This window comes from Burkholderia singularis (assembly GCF_001718875.1).
In the GTDB taxonomy this organism is placed as follows: Bacteria; Pseudomonadota; Gammaproteobacteria; order Burkholderiales; family Burkholderiaceae; genus Burkholderia; species Burkholderia singularis.
The window spans coordinates 1,379,095-1,399,580 of record NZ_CP013448.1 but is presented as its reverse complement, the minus strand read 5'-3'; the positions used below and the strand labels follow the sequence as shown (position 1 = coordinate 1,399,580).

21 protein-coding genes, 3 tRNA genes and 1 pseudogene are annotated in these 20,486 nt (G+C 64.0%); 14 read left to right on the top strand and 11 right to left on the bottom strand.

What is annotated here, in order from left to right:
- Positions 1 to 20 precede the first annotated feature (20 nt).
- Positions 21 to 410, bottom strand: a complete 390-nt coding sequence (locus AQ611_RS06430; protein WP_059519847.1) for a DUF2946 domain-containing protein — start codon at positions 408 to 410, stop codon at positions 21 to 23.
- A 181-nt stretch (positions 411 to 591) separates the two neighbouring features.
- On the opposite strand from AQ611_RS06430, the gene AQ611_RS26070 reads away from it, so the two are divergent.
- Together AQ611_RS26070 and AQ611_RS06425 are read left to right on the top strand one after the other, a co-directional pair.
- Entirely contained in the window at positions 592 to 738 is a 147-nt protein-coding gene (locus tag AQ611_RS26070; RefSeq protein WP_173678657.1) for a hypothetical protein, read from the top strand.
- A gap of 260 nt (positions 739 to 998) precedes the next feature.
- A complete protein-coding gene (locus AQ611_RS06425; RefSeq protein ID WP_069234025.1) occupies positions 999 to 1,592 on the top strand; it encodes a chorismate mutase in 594 nt (197 codons plus the stop codon).
- Here AQ611_RS06425 and AQ611_RS06420 read toward each other — a convergent pair.
- The gene (locus AQ611_RS06420) at positions 1,553 to 2,731 is read right to left on the bottom strand and encodes an exonuclease domain-containing protein (protein ID WP_069234024.1); all 1,179 of its coding nucleotides are present in this window, start codon (positions 2,729 to 2,731) and stop codon (positions 1,553 to 1,555) included. The two genes, AQ611_RS06425 and AQ611_RS06420, sit on opposite strands and share 40 nt — an antisense overlap.
- Positions 2,732 to 2,870: 139 nt before the next feature.
- Positions 2,871 to 3,074, bottom strand: a pseudogene (locus AQ611_RS06415) (cold-shock protein).
- A 402-nt stretch (positions 3,075 to 3,476) separates the two neighbouring features.
- Here AQ611_RS06415 and AQ611_RS06410 point away from each other — a divergent pair.
- Complete coding sequence (locus tag AQ611_RS06410) at positions 3,477 to 3,743, top strand: hypothetical protein (protein WP_059520062.1); 267 nt, start codon at positions 3,477 to 3,479, stop codon at positions 3,741 to 3,743.
- Between the two features lie 514 nt (positions 3,744 to 4,257).
- A complete protein-coding gene (locus AQ611_RS06405) occupies positions 4,258 to 5,397 on the top strand; it encodes a porin (protein WP_059519851.1) in 1,140 nt (379 codons plus the stop codon).
- An 80-nt stretch (positions 5,398 to 5,477) separates the two neighbouring features.
- Here the strand turns inward: AQ611_RS06405 and greB are convergent, their stop codons facing one another.
- A complete protein-coding gene (gene greB, locus AQ611_RS06400) occupies positions 5,478 to 6,041 on the bottom strand; it encodes a transcription elongation factor GreB (RefSeq protein WP_069234023.1) in 564 nt (187 codons plus the stop codon).
- A 150-nt stretch (positions 6,042 to 6,191) separates the two neighbouring features.
- Between greB and AQ611_RS06395 the strand changes: the two genes are divergently transcribed.
- Positions 6,192 to 6,268 (top strand) — tRNA-Arg (locus AQ611_RS06395).
- Between the two features lie 62 nt (positions 6,269 to 6,330).
- A tRNA-Arg gene (locus tag AQ611_RS06390) sits at positions 6,331 to 6,407 on the top strand.
- Positions 6,408 to 6,563: 156 nt separating this feature from the next.
- On the opposite strand, the gene AQ611_RS06385 is transcribed toward AQ611_RS06390, so the two are convergent.
- The 4 genes from AQ611_RS06385 to AQ611_RS06370 all read right to left on the bottom strand — a co-directional run bounded on the left by AQ611_RS06385 (position 6,564) and on the right by AQ611_RS06370 (position 10,880).
- Positions 6,564 to 8,930, bottom strand: a complete 2,367-nt coding sequence (locus tag AQ611_RS06385) for a RelA/SpoT family protein (protein ID WP_069234022.1) — start codon at positions 8,928 to 8,930, stop codon at positions 6,564 to 6,566.
- A gap of 61 nt (positions 8,931 to 8,991) precedes the next feature.
- Positions 8,992 to 9,195: a DNA-directed RNA polymerase subunit omega gene (rpoZ, locus tag AQ611_RS06380; protein ID WP_006025620.1), complete on the bottom strand. Its 204-nt coding sequence runs from the start codon at positions 9,193 to 9,195 to the stop codon at positions 8,992 to 8,994.
- Between the two features lie 59 nt (positions 9,196 to 9,254).
- Positions 9,255 to 9,950: a guanylate kinase gene (gene gmk / locus AQ611_RS06375; RefSeq protein WP_059519854.1), complete on the bottom strand. Its 696-nt coding sequence runs from the start codon at positions 9,948 to 9,950 to the stop codon at positions 9,255 to 9,257.
- Positions 9,951 to 9,956: 6 nt separating this feature from the next.
- Positions 9,957 to 10,880 (bottom strand): YicC/YloC family endoribonuclease, encoded by a 924-nt coding sequence (locus AQ611_RS06370; RefSeq protein ID WP_059520063.1) that lies wholly within the window; start codon positions 10,878 to 10,880, stop codon positions 9,957 to 9,959.
- Positions 10,881 to 11,052: 172 nt separating this feature from the next.
- On the opposite strand from AQ611_RS06370, the gene rph reads away from it, so the two are divergent.
- The 8 genes from rph (at position 11,053) to AQ611_RS06325 (ending at position 18,723) form a co-directional block, all read left to right on the top strand.
- Positions 11,053 to 11,784, top strand: coding sequence for a ribonuclease PH (gene rph / locus AQ611_RS06365; protein WP_059519855.1), 732 nt, complete (start codon positions 11,053 to 11,055; stop codon positions 11,782 to 11,784).
- Positions 11,785 to 11,869: 85 nt separating this feature from the next.
- Positions 11,870 to 12,484 carry an RdgB/HAM1 family non-canonical purine NTP pyrophosphatase gene (rdgB, locus tag AQ611_RS06360; RefSeq protein WP_069235169.1) on the top strand — a complete coding sequence of 205 codons (615 nt, stop codon included), beginning with the start codon at positions 11,870 to 11,872 and terminating at the stop codon, positions 12,482 to 12,484.
- On the top strand, positions 12,481 to 13,698 hold the full coding sequence (gene hemW, locus AQ611_RS06355; protein ID WP_069234021.1) for a radical SAM family heme chaperone HemW: 1,218 nt from the start codon (positions 12,481 to 12,483) through the stop codon (positions 13,696 to 13,698). The genes rdgB and hemW overlap by 4 nt, the downstream gene beginning before the upstream one ends.
- A gap of 91 nt (positions 13,699 to 13,789) precedes the next feature.
- Positions 13,790 to 13,877 (top strand) — tRNA-Ser (locus tag AQ611_RS06350).
- Between the two features lie 240 nt (positions 13,878 to 14,117).
- Positions 14,118 to 14,600, top strand: a complete 483-nt coding sequence (locus AQ611_RS06345) for an energy transducer TonB family protein (protein ID WP_069235168.1) — start codon at positions 14,118 to 14,120, stop codon at positions 14,598 to 14,600.
- Between the two features lie 546 nt (positions 14,601 to 15,146).
- The gene (locus AQ611_RS06335; RefSeq protein ID WP_069234019.1) at positions 15,147 to 16,418 is read left to right on the top strand and encodes an MFS transporter; all 1,272 of its coding nucleotides are present in this window, start codon (positions 15,147 to 15,149) and stop codon (positions 16,416 to 16,418) included.
- A gap of 222 nt (positions 16,419 to 16,640) precedes the next feature.
- Positions 16,641 to 16,823 carry a hypothetical protein gene (locus AQ611_RS06330; protein ID WP_069235167.1) on the top strand — a complete coding sequence of 61 codons (183 nt, stop codon included), beginning with the start codon at positions 16,641 to 16,643 and terminating at the stop codon, positions 16,821 to 16,823.
- A gap of 190 nt (positions 16,824 to 17,013) precedes the next feature.
- Positions 17,014 to 18,723 (top strand): chloride channel protein, encoded by a 1,710-nt coding sequence (locus AQ611_RS06325; RefSeq protein ID WP_069234018.1) that lies wholly within the window; start codon positions 17,014 to 17,016, stop codon positions 18,721 to 18,723.
- 117 nt (positions 18,724 to 18,840) lie between these two features.
- Here the strand turns inward: AQ611_RS06325 and AQ611_RS06320 are convergent, their stop codons facing one another.
- The 3 genes from AQ611_RS06320 to minD form a co-directional block, all read right to left on the bottom strand.
- Positions 18,841 to 19,257: a YXWGXW repeat-containing protein gene (locus tag AQ611_RS06320; protein ID WP_059519861.1), complete on the bottom strand. Its 417-nt coding sequence runs from the start codon at positions 19,255 to 19,257 to the stop codon at positions 18,841 to 18,843.
- Positions 19,258 to 19,389: 132 nt separating this feature from the next.
- Positions 19,390 to 19,644, bottom strand: coding sequence for a cell division topological specificity factor MinE (minE, locus tag AQ611_RS06315; protein WP_004186076.1), 255 nt, complete (start codon positions 19,642 to 19,644; stop codon positions 19,390 to 19,392).
- A 12-nt stretch (positions 19,645 to 19,656) separates the two neighbouring features.
- Entirely contained in the window at positions 19,657 to 20,472 is an 816-nt protein-coding gene (gene minD / locus AQ611_RS06310; RefSeq protein ID WP_059519862.1) for a septum site-determining protein MinD, read from the bottom strand.
- Between the last annotated feature and the right edge of the window lie 14 nt (positions 20,473 to 20,486).

Here is a 20,486-nt window from a genome sequence, read left to right as displayed (position 1 = left end):
GGCACACGAGCGGGCAAAGGTCAGGTCAACGAGGATTCAGGCGGCGCGCGCGGCTGCGCGATGCGCATGCCGCGGCGCAAAAAAACGGTGGGTTGCTCGCTACGGCGCTCGCAAACGAACCGGCGCACGAAGCTCGGCAATGCGGGCGCACTCGCGCCAAGCGCCACGTTCGCGGCAAAGCCTGGGCAATAGACGCAATGCGCGACGCCGCCATGCGCTTGCGACGTATCCCGGCCGCCTTCGTCGGCGATCGTGATGCGCTTCACCCCTGCCGCGCTGCACAATTCGAGCGTAAACGGCGCATTCGCGACAGCCATGGCTGCGTCGCGCGCATAGCCGATGACGGGCGACAGTACGTTGAGTACCAGCGCCAGCCAAACGAGGCTCATCCATCGCGTCGACCGTTTCATTCGCAGTCCAGGGCAAAGAGGCGCGCAGTATAACAAGCCGATCCGCGCACGCGTCCGGCATCCATTCCTCACGCGCGCCCCGGCGTGTAACGTTTAAGCAACAAAGACAAAATCTAACGATTGATTACTGGCAAGAACCGGAGCTTGAGATCGATAATTGTTTTATCCCAAGGAGAAAATCATGGACGAGAGACCGACCCGCATTCCCCCGCCCGAGAAAGTGATGAGCCCGGACCCGGAGCCTGTGGCTGTCGAATTTCTCGCCGAGTTGCCCGATCATGTGCGCGCGTTTTTTGACGAACAGCACAAGATGTGCGCGCCGAAGTAAGCGCGTTGTTCATCTCACGTTCGCACCGGCAAGCGATCGCAGCCGTCACGCGCCGATGAGCGATCTCGTGTGCGCCTTGCGTCGCCGCTTCGGCACTCCACTCTGAACCCGGCCCCCTCCAACGGTCCGGGTTTTTGCCGTCCCCCTTTCCGCTTCGCCCACTGATCTCCCGCTTGCGCCGCATCGCTGCGCGGCATCTTCGCTTATTCTTCTGAATTTCCCGTCACCGGCCCGACTGGCTGGCCTCGTCATTTGTCGCCATGAAACAATCGCTTCGCTCAAGTCTTGCTGCCGCCGCGCTCAGTCTCGCCATGATGGCCGCTCCCCGCATCGCCGTCGCGGACGCAGGCGATACGCCGCTCACCAATCTCGTCGCGCTCGTATCGCAGCGCCTCGCGCTCGCCGAGCCGGTCGCGCAATGGAAATGGATCAATAAGAAACCGATCTCGGACCCGCCGCGCGAAGCAGCGCTCCTCGCCGACGTCGAAAAACGAGCACGGCGCAGCGGCGTCGATCCCGCCTACGCCCGCACGTTCTTCGAAGACCAAATCTCGGCGAGCAAAGCCGCGCAGCATGCGCTGTTCGCGAACTGGCGCGCCACACAGGGCCCAACCGGGCCCGCCCCCGATCTGGCCACCAGCACGCGGCCGCAACTGGACCGGCTGACGCAGTCTATGCTGAGCGCCCTTGCGCGCGTCGCGCCGCTGCGCGATGCACCGGATTGTCCGTCACGCCTCGCGCGCAGCGTCGCGAATTGGAAAGCGCTGACGCGCTACGACTCCAACCAAAAGAATGCATTCGATATTGCGCTATCTCACGTCTGCGCAGCAGGCAGCGCCAGCGCTGTCGGCTGAGCGCAGCCGGTGGAGCCCGCCAGTGGAATCAGTTGCAGACCGCGCGCGAGATGCGTCTGCAGAATACGGCGAACGGCAGGCGCCCCGCCCGCGTCGGATTCCAAACGGCTTGCCTGCGCTGCGAGCGCCGCGGCCTGATCGATCGTGGGCGCCGCGCCGACATAGCGCCAGCGATCGATCACATGGAAAAACCGCACCGCACCACGCTCCTCGAACGCGACCGGACCGTCAAACGGCCACTGCACGCCCGCGCCGGGGTTGCGCGCGCCGCGCTCGGGCCGCCGGTTGAAAGCCGGCTGGAGCGCCGCAATCCATTCGGCTTCGGCGAGCAGCGCGCCAAGCTCGCCGCCCGTTTCACGCCACTCGATCCGCCTGACCTGCTGCGCGATCCGCATTTCCTTCGACGAGCGGCGCTCGCCCGTCAACAGCGCGCGCAACCGCTGCCGTAGCCTGACGCTGCGTCCCACATAGAGCGGCGCGTCTTCGTCGCCGAACAGCGCGTAGACCCCGCAGCCCGCAGGCACATCTTCCAGACGCTGATCCGTCAACCCAGTCGCGAGCTGGAAATGGCGCGTCGCCAGCGCAACCTGCTCCCGCAAACGCTCGAGCGGCACGACGTTGTGCAGTTCCTGCCAGAACTGCCAGACGAGATCCGCATCCGCGAGCGCGCGATGCCGCCCCATCGGCGTGAGCGCATGGCGCTCGATCAACGCGTCGAGCCCGTGCCGGGGCTCGCGCGGAAAAAGCGCGCGCGACAGCCGCACCGTACAAAGCACGTCAGGATCGAACGCAAAACCCGCGCGCTCGAATTCGGCACGCAAAAAGCTCCGGTCGAAGCTTGCGTTGTGCGCAATGAACAGCCTGCCCCGAAGCCGCTCGAACAACGCAGGCGCGATATCGGCAAAGGCTGGCGCATCGCGCACCATATCGTCGCTGATTCCGGTGAGTTGCTGAATGAATGGAGGAATGGGTTGCCGAGGATTGACGAGCGTCGTCCACGTCGACACGCGTTGCGCACTTACCTCGACGATGCCGATTTCGGTGATGCGATGCTCGGCGGCCGAGCCACCAGTTGTTTCGAGATCGACGAATGCAAGTGGCATGTCGATCACAGGGGTGTGCAACGGCAAGGCAGTCATAGGGGGCGGGCTGATCGCGCTTTCTGTTTTTAGGGTACGCGCCGGCGAAGATCCGGCGCTTACAGCGCTATTCTACTCGCCATAAAAATCAAAACCCCCGCCTCGGCGGGGGCTTGCACGGCCCTCGGTTTTTAGGCGTTCAAAGCGCCTGAATATTCGCAGCCTGCTTACCTTTCGGACCAGTCTTCACATCGAAAGATACACGCTGATTTTCTTTAAGCGTTTTGAAGCCCTCCATCTTGATTTCGGAAAAATGGGCAAACAAATCTTCGCCGCCATTGTCCGACGTAATAAAGCCGAAGCCCTTAGCATCGTTAAACTATTTCACGATACCGGTATCCATATTCCTAGTTCCCCACTAAATTTAAATAACACACGGGCTACGCCCTTATACGGTCACACAAGGCTCCGATACCCCCCAATCTCCTTACGGACATGGCGGAAGCAACGCGAGCCCGCGTGCTGCTTTTATAAATTGGAAAATCCAATGCAGTCAAGAAAATTTTTAGTGACGTCTTATGCCGCTTGATGGAAACACAACTGGAATCGGTACACTCGCGCTGGAAAATTAATAAGCCGCAACAACACCTGTCACAATTACCGGGATTAGCAGGCATATTTAATTTCAAAAAAGAAAAATCTACCGTGAACGAGATAATCGGCACTGGATCGGTATTTTTCCGGGTTGCGGCAGCCCTAAACTTTTGCAAGGCTGGGCAGTGCATTGAAGCAGCAGGAGATCGTCATGCTGAACGGCATCAAACGCTTCGCCCATCGGCTGGGAATTGTGCGTCGCAGCAATCTATCGGGGCGCACTTCCGCTGCGTCCGCGACGCTCGCCAGCGAATTCGACGCAACCTGGCACGGCGATCATTGGCAAAATTTGCTGTCTTCACCCCTCGATGCACGTCATTACGTGATGGAAGACTGGACGCAACCGCCGATGCCGCTGCCTCACGAAGCCGCGGGCCCTCAACCAGTCAAGCGCCGCCGGCGCCGCCGCGAGCAATAATCGCGCACAAAAAAAAGCGCGACTAGAAGTCGCGCCGACAAAGGTTTGGAGATCTTTTCCGTCAACGAAAAAGTCTGCTTAAGTAAGCAGAGTCTGCAGTATAACGACTTGACTCTCTTTTATTAGTCATAGTCCTGACAAACCTCTATTGTCGAAGCGACAATAATGAGCCGTTGCCGGCGATGCCGGCGCGCATATCGCAGCGCATTGTCGCCATCACGCAACGCCGCGATACATTTCATTGTAGTCAGATTTTTCCCACCTCCCCGCAAAGCCTTATAGGAAAAGGGTCACCGGCCTTTTATCAATTATTTCAGAAACATAAACATAATATTTCTTAAATTGATTCCATCGGATTTAAGCAACATTCTCTTACACTCCGCATTGATTGATAACGAGCGCCAAGCACGCTCGAAACATGCCCTCCCCGGCTTTGTTTCTCGTCTCAATCGCCGGGAGCTTCGAAAAGCAGGTTGGACTGCCATCAGCCCTGTTTTACACGGAGATAAACCCAATGAAAAAGACTCTCATCGTTGCAGCTCTTTCCGGCGCCTTCGCCACTGCCGCCCACGCGCAAAGCAGCGTGACGCTGTATGGCCTGATCGATGCCGGCATCACGTACACGAACAATCAAGGCGGCCATAGCTCCTGGTCGGAAACGTCGGGCTCCGTCAACGGCAGCCGCTGGGGCCTGCGCGGAACCGAGGATCTCGGCGGCGGTTTGAAGGCGATCTTCGTATTGGAAAACGGCTTCGGCATCAATAACGGCGCGCTGAAGCAAAATGGCCGGGAATTCGGCCGTCAAGCATTCGTCGGCCTGTCGCAGACGCAATACGGCGCGCTTACGCTCGGCCGCCAGTACGATAGCGTGGTCGACTACGTCGGCCCTCTGTCGCTGACGGGCACGCAATTCGGCGGCACCGAGTTTGCCCACCCGTTCGACAATGACAACCTGAACAATTCGTTCCGGATCAATAATTCGATCAAATACACGAGCGCCGATTGGTACGGCCTGCACTTCGGCGGCCTGTACGGCTTCTCGAACAGCAATCAGTTCGCGAACAACCGCGCATTCAGTGCGGGCGTGTCGTACAGCTACGCCGGCCTCAACGTCGGCGCCGGCTACCTGCAAATCAACAACGACACGACGCCGACGATCAATAACCAGGCGGGCGCCGTAACCGGCGACTACACGTTTGTCGGCAAGCGTCAGCGCGTGTGGGGCGGCGGCCTGAACTATACGTATGGCCCGGCGACGGCCGGCTTCGTGTTCACGCAATCGCGGATCAACAAGGCGCTTTTCATCAGCCCGGGCCAGTCGGGCGTGGCGAACGGCATTGCGCTCAACGGCACGTTCCTGCGCTTCAACAACTATGAAGTGAATGCCCGTTACGCGATTACGCCGGCCTGGACAGTCGCCGGCGCATACACTTATACGGCCGGCTATATCGACGGCCGTCACCCGGGCTGGAACCAGTTCAACCTGCAAACGGCGTATGCGCTGTCGAAGCGTACCGATGTGTATCTGCAAGGCGTCTACCAGCGCATCACCCAGGATGGCTTGAACATCGGCTCCTATGTCCTGGGCGCGGGCGGCGCATCGTCGACCAACAAGCAGGTCGTCGTTACCGCCGGGCTGCGTCATCGCTTCTAAGCCACGCGTTTCGGCACAAACGAAAGCGCCCCGGCCGGGGCGCTTTTTTATCGCCTGCGAATGCAATACCGCCGAGCGGGTTACGCGGCACCCGGCGCGGGATAATGAACGTCGAGCACCTCGATAGGCCGAGGACCGAGCGGCGTCATCAGCGTCACCGTATCGCCGATCCGCGCCTTGAGCAGCGCACGCGCGACAGGCGAAATCCAGCTCACGTGCCCACGGTCCAAATCGACTTCGTCGATGCCGACGATCGTCACGGTATGCTCGGCGCCGTCCTCGGTCGCGTAATCGACGGTCGCGCCAAAGAACACCTGATCCGTACTTTCCTGCCGGCTCGCATCGACGACTTCGGCCAGATCGAGGCGCTTGGTCAGGAAACGGATCCGCCGATCGATCTCGCGCAAGCGCCGCTTGCCGTATATGTAATCGCCGTTTTCCGAACGATCTCCGTTCGACGCAGCCCACGACACGAGTCTCACCACTTCGGGCCGTTCGTCGTCGATCAAATGCAGCAGTTCGTCACGCAAGCGCTTGTGCCCGGCTGGCGTGATGTAGTTCTTCGCACCGGGCGGGATCGCCGCCTGTGCGTGTTCGAGATCCTCGTCGTCTCCGTCCGACTCCTTCACAAACGCCTTATTCATGATGCTCTCAACGGCTATCCACCAGAATTCGACAAGGTTACACGATCGGCAAAGCGGCGACGCGAACCGGCACGCGCATCGCGCTATCCAATAATTTGTGTTCAGGCACTTCCCTTTTTAAAGAAGTTTGCTATAATTTCGCTTCTGCGTGCGGCTGTAGCTCAGTTGGATAGAGTACTTGGCTACGAACCAAGGGGTCGTGGGTTCGAATCCTGCCAGCCGCGCCACTTTTTCAGGGCCTTCTCCCGGGAAGGCCCTTTCAATTCGAAGTAGTTGTACCGCTTTGCGTGCGGCTGTAGCTCAGTTGGATAGAGTACTTGGCTACGAACCAAGGGGTCGTGGGTTCGAATCCTGCCAGCCGCGCCATTTTTGAAGGGCCTTCCTCCGGGAAGGCCCTTTGTTTTTATGCGTCACACAAGAACCTGCCCGCCGTTGATTTCAACAGGAGCGCGGCGGCCTGCCTCGGATATTTATAACACCACCCCTGCCCCGCCATCGGGCGGGCGCCGCGCCAGATCACGCTCAATAGTCCTGCCGCTCGCGATCGATTCGCATCCCGCCATCATGGCGCGCATGCACCGCGTCGTCATTCGAACGCTCGCGCATCATCCTCATCACGTCGGGATTGGTGCGCACACGGCGCATCACGTTGGCGAGATGCATACGATCACTCACCTGAATGACGAAGCGCAGCACCGTCGATTCATGGGTCTGATCGTCATCCATCGCGATATGGACGATGTTCGCATCAGCCGAAGTGATGTCCGCCGCGACACGCGCGAAAATCCCCTTCGCGTTCTTTACGAGCACCTTCACCGCGACATCGAACAGACGTCCGGGCTGCGGCGCCCATGCAACGTCGATCCAACGTCCCGGATCGCGCCGGTGAATCCGGCGCGCGACCCGGCAGGCAGTCGTATGAATCGCCATCCCGAGCCCGATGCCGATATAGCCCATGATGTCGTCGCCCGGTATCGGCCGGCAGCACGCCGACAACTGCACCGACATTCCTTCGGTGCCGGTGATGACCACGGGAGGCGCATGATTCGTCGCCTGGCGCTCGGCTCGTGAGCCGTCGTCGTCGGCGTCGCGGCCGCTCATCAGCACCTCGATGCGCTTGGCCATCACCGCTGCAACGCGCCGGCCCAGGCCGATATCCGCGAAAATTTCCTGCCGGCTCTTGTTGCCGGTCCACTGAACGAGTTTCTCCCACACCTCGGGCGTCACGTCGGCCAGCGTGAAGCCGTAGCCCTTGAGGCTCTGATCGACCAGGCGCTCGCCCAATTGCACCGACTCGTTCAGGCGCATCGTCTTCAGATAGTGACGGATCGCCGAGCGCGCCTTGCCGGTACGCACGAAGCCGAGCCATGCGGGGTTCGGCTTCGAATAAGGGGCGGTGATGACTTCAACGATGTCGCCGCTCTTCAGCTCGGTACGCAACGGCAGCAATTCGTTATTGATCTTCACGGCAACGCACTGGTTGCCGAGATCGCTATGGATCGAATACGCGAAATCGAGCGCAGTTGCGCCACGCGGCAACGCCATGATCTTCGACTTCGGCGTGAACACGTAGACCGCATCCGGGAACAGATCGATCTTCACGTGCTCGAGGAACTCGCTCGAATCGCCCGCTTCGCTCTGGATATCGAGCAGCGACTTCAGCCACTGATGCGCGCGCTTTTGCACGTCGTTCAGATCCGCGCCGCCGTTCTTGTACAGCCAATGCGCGGCAACCCCCGCCTCGGCAATCTCGTGCATCTTGCGCGTGCGCACCTGGAATTCGATCGGCGCGCCGAACGGGCCGACAAGCGTCGTATGCAGCGATTGATAGCCGTTGACCTTCGGGATCGCGATGTAATCCTTGAACTTGCCCGGCACGGGTTTATAAAGCGAATGCAGCACGCCGATGCACGTGTAGCAATCGAGCGGATGCTCGACGACGATCCGAAAGCCATACACATCGAGCACCTGCGAGAACGACAGTTGCTTGTCGCGCATCTTCCGGTAGATGCTGTAGATCGTCTTTTCCCGGCCGTTGATTTCGGCTTCGATCTTGCCTTCGGCCATCGCGCGCTGCGCGGATTCGAGAATCTTGCCGATCACCTCGCGGCGGTTGCCCCGCGCGGCCTTCACGGCTTTCTCGAGCGTCGCGTAGCGATGCGGATTGAAATTCGCGAAGCTCATGTCCTGCAGCTCGCGATAGGTGTTGTTCAGGCCAAGGCGGTGCGCGATCGGTGCGTAGATATCGAGCGTCTCGCGCGCGACGCGGCGACGTTTCTCCATCGGCACCGCGCCGAGCGTGCGCATGTTGTGCAGGCGATCGGCAAGCTTCACGAGAATCACGCGCACGTCGCGCGCCATCGCGAGCAGCATCTTGCGGAAGTTTTCCGCCTGCGCCTCCTCGCGGCTTCTGAACTCCATCTTGTCGAGCTTCGACAGCCCGTCGACCAATTCGGCGACCTTGGGCCCGAAACGCTCGGCGAGTTCGCTCTTGGTAACGCCCTGATCCTCCATCACGTCGTGCAGCAGCGCGGCCATGATCGCCTGCGCGTCGAGCTTCCAGCCGGCGCAGATTTCCGCGACGGCGACAGGATGGGTGATGTAGGGCTCGCCGCTCTGGCGATATTGACCGAGGTGGGCTTCGTCGCTGAAGTGGAACGCCGCCTTGACCTCTTTGATTTCGTCCGGACCGAGATAGTCGGCAAGCGCGGCGGTCAGTTTCGCGATCGAAACGACGCCGTGCTTGCGCGGCTGCTCCGGTGTCGCGGTCGGCCCGAACAGATGACGAAACGACTGCTCGAGAACCGCGTCGATATATTGACGTGCAGGCGACGGCGCAACGGCTTTGGAAGTGGCCTCGGTGGAGGCGGACGATGGTGCGGTGCTCATTTTCGCCTCCTGGGTTCGCGCGTCGCTGGGGATTACATGGTTGACGAAATCCGGCCGTGCCTTAAACGGGCACTTTCTTCAGCATTTCGACGCCGACCTGGCCGGCCGCGATCTCGCGCAACGCGACCACCGTGGGTTTGTCGCGGCTTTCGATCTTCGGCGTATGACCTTGCGCGAGCTGCCGCGCGCGATAAGTGGCGGCAAGCGCCAGTTCGAAGCGGTTCGGAATCTGCTTCAGGCAGTCTTCAACGGTAATGCGAGCCATGTTGGGTCGTTCCTTCAGAATATGGTGCTTATTCTACCTTATGCGCGCCGTTCGATCCGTCACTCGGCATGCGGCAGATGAATGCCGAGTTCGACGAATAGTTCGGTGTGCCGTGCATATTGCGACGCGAAGCGCAGGCGCGTCGCGGCGACGATGCATTCGAGCTCGGCAAGCGCGTGCTCGAAGGTCTCGTTGATCACGACGTACTCGGCCTCGGCCGCGTGCGCGATCTCGCTGCCCGCGGCAAGCAGGCGCCGCGTGATCACGTTCGGTTCGTCCTGCCCGCGCTTCTTGAGCCGCTCTTCGAGCGCGGCAAGCGACGGCGGCAGAATGAAAATGCCGACCGCGTTGCGGAACTGCTTCTTCACCTGCTGCGCGCCTTGCCAATCGATTTCGAGCAGCACGTCGTGACCGCTTTTCATTTGCTCTTCGATCCACACGCGCGATGTGCCGTAGTAATTGCCGTGCACCTCCGCGCTTTCGAGAAACTCGTGCCGCGCGTGGCGCTCGCGGAAATCCTCGACCGTCGTGAAATGATAGTGCTGGCCGTCCTGCTCGCCGGGGCGGGGCTTGCGCGTCGTGTACGAGATCGACAGGCAGATCGCCGGATCTTTCGACAGCAGCGCGTTGACGAGCGTCGATTTGCCCGCGCCCGACGGCGCGACCACCATGAACAGATTGCCGGGATAAACCCCGGCATGCAGCGTATGCGCGGGCGCGTGTGCGCCTGCGCCGTCGCGATGAGAATCGGTCATGTCACGTTACTCCAGGTTTTGCACTTGCTCGCGCATCTGCTCGATCAAAAGCTTGAGCGCCATCGACGCATCGGCAAGCTCCTTGGCCGCCGCCTTCGAGCCGAGCGTGTTCGCCTCGCGATTGAGTTCCTGCATCATGAAGTCGAGCCGCTTGCCGACACGCCCGCCCTTGTCGATCACATGGCGCGTCTCGGACAGGTGCGCGGTGAGCCGCGACAGCTCTTCGGCGATATCGATCCGGATGCCGTACATCGTCACTTCCTGGCGAATGCGCTCGGCCGCCTCGTCGCGCGACACGGCGGGCGCGCTGCCGTCCGGCGCCGCGACGCCCAGCGCCTCCTGCAGCCGCTCGACGATTTTCTGCTGATGTTTGGCGATCAATTCCGGCACGAGCGGCGCGATGCGCGCGACGATCGCCTCCATTTCCGTCACGTTCGCGAGCAGCATCGCGGCAAGCTGCGCGCCTTCGCGCGAGCGCACGACGACGAGTTCGGCGAGCGCTTCCTTGCCGCACGCGAGCACCGCGTCGCGCAGCGCGTCGGCGCTCACGCCGCTTTCGGCAAGCACGCCGGGCCAGCGCAGCACCTCGCCCGTGCGCAGGCGCTCCGCGTCCGGAAACGCGTCGAGCACCGCACGCTCGAGCTCGGCAAGCTGATCGAGCGCCGCGCGGTTCAGCGCGCCCGCGCTCACGCTCTGATCGCCGCGCTGCAGGTTGACCCGGATGTCGACCTTGCCGCGCGACAGCTTGTTCATCAGCATTTCGCGCAGTTGCGGCTCGCACACGCGCACGTCATCCGGCATCCGGAAGTTCAGGTCGAGAAACCGCGAATTCACGGTCCGCAATTCGACCGATACGCTCGTGCCGCCATTGCCCGCGGCCGTCGCAAGCTCACGCGTCGCGCTCGCGTATCCCGTCATGCTGTAGATCATCATTCGTCCCGTCGTTGGAAGGGCCATGCGGCCCTGAAGGATTCGAGGCGCCCGGCGCTTGGCACGGCGCGGGGCGCTAAACGCGCATTATCCCATTTTTGCCCGCATCGGCCGCGGGTCGGCACGGCGCGCGCGCGGTAAAATCGGGGTTTCCCTCACGCGTATGGCTCCGATGACCCATTCCCCCTCACGCCCGAGCGAGCGCCGCGCCGACCAACTGCGCGACGTGCGTATCACGCGCCACTACACCAAGCATGCGGAAGGCTCGGTGCTCGTCGAATTCGGCGACACCAAGGTGATTTGCACCGCGAGCATCGCCGAGCGCGTGCCCGAATTCCTGCGCGATCGCGGCCAGGGCTGGCTCACCGCCGAATACGGCATGCTGCCGCGCGCAACCCACACGCGCAGCGACCGCGAGGCGGCGCGCGGCAAGCAAACGGGCCGCACGCAGGAAATCCAGCGCCTGATCGGCCGCGCGCTGCGCGCGGTGTTCGATCTCGAAGCGCTCGGCGCGCGGACGCTGCATCTCGACTGCGACGTGATTCAGGCCGATGGCGGCACGCGCACGGCGAGCATCACGGGCGCGTTCGTCGCCGCGCACGACGCGGTGACCAAGCTGGTCACGGCCGGCAAGCTCGCGCGCTCGCCGATCACCGATTACGTCGCGGCGATCTCGGTCGGCATGTACGAAGGCGCGCCGGTGCTCGATCTCGATTACGCGGAAGATTCCCAGTGCGATACCGACATGAACGTCGTGATGACCGGGGCGGGCGGCCTCGTCGAGGTGCAGGGCACGGCCGAAGGCGCGCCGTTCTCGCGCGCCGAGATGAACGCGCTGCTCGATCTCGCGCAGGCCGGCATCGGCGAACTCGTGCGCCTGCAGCGCCAGGCGCTGGGAGTCTGACGTGAAGCAGCCTTCGCCTCCAACGAACGCCAGGGAAAACAGCCCGGCGCATGCCGGCGCGCCGGGCAAAGCGACGCACGCAACGCTGTCGCGGATCGTCCTCGCATCGAACAATCCGGGCAAACTGCGCGAGTTCGCCGCGCTGTTCGCGCCGCTAGACATCGAACTGGTGCCGCAAGGTGAACTCGGCGTGACCGAAGCCGACGAGCCGCACGTGACGTTCATCGAAAACGCGCTGGAAAAGGCGCGTCATGCGGCGCGCGCGACGGGCCTGCCGGCCGTCGCCGACGATTCCGGCCTGTGCGTGCCCGCGCTCGGCGGCGCGCCTGGCGTCTACTCGGCGCGCTACGCGCAGCGCGCGGGCCGCGACAAGAGCGACGCGGCAAACAACGCGTACCTCGTCGAGCAGCTGCGCGGCGTGGCCGACCGGCGCGCGTATTACTGCTGCGTGCTCGCGCTCGTGCGCCATGCCGACGATCCCGAGCCGATCGTCGCCGAAGGGCGCTGGACGGGCGAAATCGTCGACACGCCGCGCGGCGCGCACGGCTTTGGCTACGATCCGCACTTCTTCGTGCCAGCGCTCAACGCGACGGCGGCCGAACTCGAACCCGCCGCGAAAAACGCGATCAGCCATCGCGCGCTCGCGCTGCAAGCGCTCGCCGGCAGACTCGAACAAGCGATGCGCGAGGCGGCGCAATGAGCGAGGCTGCCGCCAACGGCGCGCGCATCGTCGCGACGTTCGCCGCGCCCGGCAAGGTCCGGCTCGCGTCGCTGCCTCCGCTTGCGCTGTACGTGCATTTCCCGTGGTGCGTGCGTAAGTGTCCGTATTGCGACTTCAATTCGCACGAATGGAAAGACGGCGGCGCATTGCCCGAGCAAGATTATCTCGATGCGTTGCGCGCCGATCTCGAAGCGGCGCTGCCGCTCGTCTGGGGCCGCCACGTGCACACGGTATTCATCGGCGGCGGAACGCCCAGCCTGCTTTCCGCGGCGGGACTGGACCGGCTGTTGTCCGACGTGCGCGCGCTGCTGCCGCTCGACGCCGACGCGGAAATCACGCTCGAGGCCAACCCCGGCACGTTCGAGGCCGCGAAGTTCGCGCAATTCCGCGCAAGCGGCGTGAACCGCCTGTCGATCGGAATTCAAAGCTTCAACGAAGCGCATCTGAAGGCGCTCGGCCGCATCCACGACGCCGCGCAGGCGCGCGCGGCAGTCGAGATCGCCGCGAAGACGTTCGACAACTTCAATCTCGACCTGATGTTCGCGTTGCCGAACCAGACGCTCGACGAGTGCCGCGTGGATCTCGAAACGGCGCTGTCGTTCGCGCCGCCGCATCTGTCGCTGTACCACCTGACGCTCGAGCCGAACACGTACTTCGCAAAATTTCCGCCCGCGGTGCCGGACGACGACGCCTCCGCCGACATGCAGGACTGGCTGCACGAGCGCACGGCGCAGGCGGGCTATGGGCGCTACGAGGTCTCCGCCTATGCGAAGCCTCACCGGCAATGCAAGCACAACCTCAACTACTGGCGTTTCGGCGACTATCTCGGGATCGGCGCGGGCGCGCACACGAAGCTGTCGTTTCCGAACCGGATCCTGCGCCAGGCGCGCTACAAGCACCCGGCGACGTTCATCGAACGCGCGAAGGCCGGCGCCAGCGTGCAGGAAGAGCGCGAGGTCGGCCCACGCGAGCTGCCGTTCGAATTCATGCTGAATGCGCTGCGGCTCGTCGAAGGCGTGCCGATTGCCAGCTTCGCCGAGTGCACCGGCATGTCGGTCACGGCAATCGAGCCCGCGCTCGCCGAGGCCGAACGGCGCGGCCTCCTCGCGCGGAACCATCTGCGCATCGCCCCCACGCCGCTCGGCCAGCGCTTTCTCAACGATTTACAAGCGCTGTTTCTGCGCGACGAATAAGCGCGGCAATACGCATTGCGTGCGGCGCACGCGAAAACGCCGTTGCTTCACGTTCGCCGCACGCGCTGTTTCGGTTACAATGCACGCCCGTGGAAGCGTGGCCGAGTGGTTTAAGGCACTGGTCTTGAAAACCAGCGACGGGCAACCGTCCGTGAGTTCGAATCTCACCGCTTCCGCCAGAACGATCCCGCCCGCGCTGTCTCGGCCTGGCGGGATTTTTCGTTTCGGCACGGATATTTCGCGCGCCGCCCGTGCGGGCGGCGCGCCGAAGCCGCATACGCGAACCGCGCGCCCGAGCCACGCGCCCGGCCGAACGCCGGGCCGCCGGAACTATGCCGCCGCACGCTTGTCCCGATGCATGCGCGCCTGCGTGCGCCTATCATGAAATCGACGGTCTTTCGCTCATCGAGGAGGCGATCATGACGCCACACTCCCCCCGCCTCTTCGCCGCCTGGCGACATGCCGCCGCGGCAGCCTGCGCGGCCGCGCTCACCGCCTGCACCATCACGCCTCCGAACGCCGGCGCGCCCGCGCCGGGCGTGCCCACGGCAGGCACGGCGGAGTACCGCATGAGCATCGCGCGGCGCATCGCCGAGCGCAATCCGGAACACGTGCTGCACGGCACGCCGCAAGCGATGCTGCGCTCGCTCGTCGTCGTTTCGTTCACCGTCGATCGCAACGGGCGGCTCGTCAACTCGTCGGTTTATCGCAGCAACGGCGACGACGAAGCCGAGGGCATCGCGCTCGCGTCGCTGCGCCATGCCGCGCCGCTGCCGCCGCCACCCGCGAGAATCCTCGACGCCCATGGCGAAGTCGAGCTGATGGAAAGCTGGCTCTTCAACGACGACGGCGAATTCCAATTGCGCACGATCGCGTCGCCGCAAGCGCAGACGCTCAACTGAACGCGAAACGCGTAAGGCCGCGGCGGCGATATGACACATGCATGAGATGCGCGGGCGGCGTGCCTGGACACCCGCCGCGATTTTTTGCGTGAGGCCGAACTTGCGGCTCGCAACGCCTGGGCACGGTGACGTTGATGAGCACGCGCGAGGCCGCCAAGCGGCACCCGCGCCCCAAAGCGATCCGCCAAACGGCCCCGACAAGCTCGCTATAATTGCCCGCACCGCGTTTTAGCCGCCAGGCCGCGCGCAAGCGGCAGGCCCGATCGGCCCGCCGCGCGATGCGCATCGAAGCGCCGCGAGCGAATCGCTCGCGCGGCGCTTCGCTCGGACCGCCGCGCCGTACCGCGCGCGATGCGGCCCCCTCGATTCCGGGATCTGAGCCGCCACCCGGCTGCCGGCTTGCAAGCGATTCGCCGCCGCCCGTCACGCACCATAAACGATACGTAAAAACCATCCAAGGAGACATCGATGTCGCAAATCCGCTCGTCAACAGCTCAGGCACCGGCCCCCGGCCGAGCCGAGCCCGCCGCTGCCGCCGCGCCACGCATGGCCGATAGACGCGAGCAGCGGCGCATCGTGTTCGCGAGCTTCATCGGCACGGCGATCGAGTTTTACGATTTCTATGTGTACGCGACCGCCGCCGCGCTTGTGATCGGCCCCGTGTTCTTTCCGCACGGCTCGTCGACCGCGCAGGCGCTATCCGCCTTCGTCACGTTCGGCATCGCCTTCGTCGCGCGGCCGATCGGCTCGTTCCTGTTCGGCCATTTCGGCGACCGGATCGGCCGCAAATCGACGCTCGTCGCGTCGCTGCTGGTGATGGGCATCTCGACGACCGCGATCGGCCTCGTGCCCGGCTACGACACGATCGGCACGCTTGCGCCCGTGCTGTTGTGCGTGCTGCGCTTCGGCCAAGGCATCGGCCTCGGCGGCGAATGGGGCGGCGCCGCGCTGCTGGCGACCGAGTACGCGCCGCCGGGCAAACGCGGCTGGTTCGGCATGTTTCCGCAGTTGGGCCCGTCGATCGGTTTTCTCGCGTCGAACGGCCTGTTTTTCGCGCTCGCGCTGTCGCTATCGGACGCGCAATTCCGCGCGTGGGGCTGGCGCATTCCGTTTCTCGTCAGCGCGGTGCTCGTCGCGCTTGGCCTGTACGTGCGCCTGAAGATCGCGGAGACCCCCGCTTTCCAGGCGACGCTCGATCGCCACGAGCGCGTGCGCGTGCCGATCGCGGTGCTCGTCGCGCACCACTGGCGGCCGACGCTGCTCGGCGCGCTCGCGATGATCGTCTGCTACACGCTGTTCTATATCTCGACGGTGTTCTCGCTATCGTATGGCGTGAGCACGCTGCACATGCCGCGCGAGCGCTTCCTCGGCCTGCTGTGCTTCGCGGTGCTGTTCATGGCGCTCGCGACGCCGCTGGCCGCCGCCGCTGCCGACCGCTTCGGCCGCAGGCCGGTGCTGATCGCCGGGTCGGCCGCCGCGCTGCTGTCCGGTTTCGCGATGGCGCCGCTGCTCGGCAGCGGCTCGACGCCGCTCGTCGCGCTGTTCCTGACGATCGAGCTGTTCCTGATGGGCGTGACGTTCGCACCGATGGGCGCGCTTTTGCCCGAACTCTTTCCGACACCGGTCCGCTATACCGGCGCGGGCGTCGCCTACAACCTCGGCGGCATTCTCGGCGCATCGATCGCGCCGTACATCGCGCAACTGCTCGCGGCGCGCGGCGGGCTGGCGTGGGTCGGCGCCTATGTGTCGATCGCGGCGGCGCTCAGTTTGGTCGGCGTATTGCTGATGCGCGAGACGCGCGATACGTCGCTTGCCTGAGCGCAATGGGCGCGCGGCGCGCGCATGACGAAACGGATTCGCGTGGCGCGAAATCAACCGTATCGTTCGCCGGCCGACCGCTTCACGTCAGCCGCGTTGTCACGCCCGTATCGGTCCGCGTTTGCGCCGCGCACCGGCGCGCCTGTACTCGATCAGGCGCCCGCCGGCCCTGCCGCAACCGGCGGGCGGCCGTTGTGTTCCGGCCGTAACGGGATTGTCGCGATGCATTTCATCCATCTGCAAAATTCCGATCTCGTACTGATCGTCGCGTTGGCCCTCGGCCGCGCGCTGCTGCTGGCGGCGCGCTTTAAACCCCGAGCTTGGCTCGGCGTCGCAGGCCAAGCGCTCGCGGCCAATCTCACGGCGATCGCGGCTGTCATCGCGCTCGAACTGCTGCTTGCATAGCTCGGCAGCGCTCGCGCTTTGCGCGGCGCAAGCGCACCGACCGTTCCGCCGCGAAGCGTGCAGCCCGCGACACGCGATTAGCCGTGGCGGCTGGTCTCAGCTCATATTTCAACTTGATTACACCCCCCTCTCACGCAAAATCCTGCGTGCGACGCTCTCTATAATTGCAATTTTGTCAGCGCCGCCGCCCATGCCACGCCACCGCCTCTTCCCGTCCCTCGCGCGCCGCACCCAACGTATCTGGCGCCAATATGGCGTGTTCTGGCTCGGCGCAATCGCCGTGGGCCTGACCGCCGTGCTCTATGCGCGGCTTATCGATCGGGGCTACGACGCGTTCCGCGCTCTCCAGCATCGCTACGTATGGCTGCCTTTCGTGCTCACCCCCGCGATTGCGGCGCTATCGGTCTGGCTCACGCGCCGCTTCTTTCGCGGCGCGGAAGGCAGCGGCATTCCCCAGGTGATTGCGACGCTGCACGCGCAGCCGGGCGCGTTCGGCTCCCGGCTGCTGACGCTGCGCATTCTGTTCGGCAAGGTTCTGGTGTCGTTGCTCGGCATCCTCGGCGGCTTCACCATCGGCCGCGAGGGGCCGACCGTGCAAATCGGCGCGTCGCTGATGTTCAATCTGCGCCGCTTCTACCCACGCTCGAATGCGCTGATCGAGCGGCAGCTCGTGCTCGCGGGCGCGGCGGCCGGCCTGTCGGCCGCGTTCAATACGCCGCTTGCCGGTATCGTGTTCGCGATCGAGGAGTTGAGCCGCAGCTTCTCCGCGCGCGCAAGCGGCGTGCTGATCACGGCCATCATCATCGCCGGCGTGATCGCGCTCGGCTTGAACGGCAATTACACGTATTTCGGCACAATCGAAATCGGCGCGCATTTCCCCAAAGCGCTCGCCGCCGCCGTGCTGCTGACGGCGCTCGTCACCGGCATCGCGGGCGGCCTGTTCGGCTGGCTGCTGCTAAATACCGCCCGATGGCTGCCGGCAAGGCTGCTGTCGCTATATCGTGAGCGTCCGATCGTATTCGCGGCCGGATGCGGTTTGGCGATCGCATTCGCCGGCCTCGTCTCGGGCGGCACGACGTTCGGCAGCGGCTACGCGGAAGCGCGCGGCCTGCTCGACGGCCATGAGCAATTGCCCGCGCTGTATCCGTTCCTGAAGATGATCTCGATGGTCGCGTCGTACCTGCCAGGCATCCCCGGCGGGATTTTCGCGCCATCGCTGTCGATCGGCGCCGGATTCGGCAACCTGCTGCATTTCGTGTTCAGCGACATGCACCTGCCGATGCTGATCGCGCTTGCGATGGTTGGCTACCTCGCTGCCGTCACGCAATCGCCTATCACGTCGTTCGTGATCGTGATGGAGATGATCAACGGTCACGCGCTGGTGATTTCATTGATGGCGACCGCATTGATTGCCAGCCGCGTATCGCGCTTTTTCGTGCCGCCGCTCTATGAAGCGCTCGCCGAGCGCTATCTGAAGCCGCCTCAGCCGGCGCACGCCGCGGCGGCCCGCGACGCCGCGCCTGCCGGCATAACGGCGGTCAGGATGCCGGTGGATGCCGCCTCGGCGCCCGCCGATCCGCTCGATACGTTGCGCGACGAAACCGAGGCGGATGCGCGAACCGAAGCCGAAGCCGGCTGTCATGCTGACGCTGACGCTGACGCTGACGCTGACGCTGACGCTGACGCTGACGCTGACGCTGACGCTGACGCTGACGCTGACGCTGACGCCCGCCGCCATGCCGACGGTAACGCAAGCACCGCCCCCCAAACCGACACCGCCGCCTGCGCCGTCGATACGAACACGCCGCGCGCCGCAACCGCGCCAGCCGCGAGCGCCCCGCCGCCCGCCCGCGACGGCACGCCGGCCTCGGCCGAACCGCCGCAACGACCCCGTCAATAGATCACGACGGGCGCAGGCCGGTAATACACCGGCCGCGCGGGCACCACGACGCAGCCGGCCAGCGTCAACGCGACAAGCGCGAGCACCAACAACGTCCGTTTCATCGCACGCTCCCGCTCATGCCCAATGACCGCCAACCCAGACCCAGTTCGGCCCGCGCGGCACCCAGCGCCCCGGCACCCAATGCATGCCGACGCGCTCGGCCTGCCAATGCCCTGCTATCCACACGTAGCGGCCATGATCCCAATGCCAGTGGCCTCGATCCCATACATAGCCGACGCGCGGCGCCGGCGTGATCTCATAGCGCACGGGCGGCGGCGCGCTCGGCGCGATCACGACCACTTCAGGGGACGCCGGCTCGACAATCGCGCCGGGCGCGACCTGCGCGACAACGATTTCCCCAGCGCTCGCGGCAAGCGGCGCGAGCGCGCAAACGGCCGCACCGGCGACGGCAAGCGGCCACGCAACACGACGAATAGAGAACGACATCACAGCCTCCGAGAGTGAATGAGCGCGCGATGCGCGCGCATTCATTCAATGCTCGGAAGAGCTGAAAAGCAGACCGGGGCTGTATTACAGAGCACTCGAGAGTGCAACCGGAAGTAAGGCACGCGCGGCGCCGTGGCACCGCGCGCTTGGCGGACAACGAAGAGCGGCAGCGCGGCCTCAGGCCTGGGGAATCTCGATCTTCACCTCGAGCACTTCCAGGTCGTCCTGGCGCTCGAGGCTCACGCGGATGTCATCGTTCGAAATCTTCACATATTTCGAAATGACGGCGACGAGCTCCTTTTGCAGCGCCGGCAGGTAATCGGCAGGCGGACGGCCGCCCACCCGCTCGTGCGCGATGATGAGCTGCAGCCGCTCTTTCGCGACGGCCGCGGACTTCTTCTTCTCGCCGAGCAGAAACGACAGTATCGACATGGCGCGCCTCCGTTACTTGTTGCCAAAGAGGCGCTGCAGCAGGCCCGGCTTTTGGTAGTCGATGAAGCGCAGCGGCTTGTCCTCGCCGAGAAAGCGCGCGACGATGTCCTTGTACGCTTCGGCGACGTCGGTGCCGTCCAGATGCACCGCGGGCAACCCCTGGTTCGACGCGTGCAGCACCGCCTCGGATTCCGGCACGACGCCGATCAGCTTGATGCGCAGGATCTCGCTGATGTCGTCGAGCGACAGCATCTCGCCCTCGCTCACGCGCTTCGGGTTGTAGCGGGTGATGAGCAGGTGCTCCTTGATCGGTTCCTTGCCTTCCGTCGCGCGTTTCGTCTTCGACGACAAAATGCCGAGAATGCGATCGGAATCGCGTACCGACGACACTTCCGGATTGGTCACGATCAGCGCCTCGTCTGCGAAATACATCGCATGCAGCGCGCCCGCCTCGATGCCTGCCGGCGAATCGCAGACGATGTACTCGAAATCCATCGCCACCAGATCGTTGATGACCTTCTCGACGCCCTCACGCGTGAGCGCGTCCTTGTCGCGCGTCTGCGACGCGGGCAGGATGTACAGGTTCTCGCACTTCTTGTCCTTGATGAGCGCCTGATTCAGGTTCGCTTCGCCCTGGATCACGTTGACGAGGTCATACACGACGCGGCGCTCGCAGCCCATGATGAGATCGAGATTGCGCAGGCCGACGTCGAAGTCGATCACGGCCGTTTTGTGGCCGCGCAGCGCGAGGCCGGAGGCAAAGCTTGCGCTCGTCGTCGTTTTGCCCACGCCGCCCTTGCCCGATGTCACCACGATGATTTTTGCCATTTACCTACCCTGTG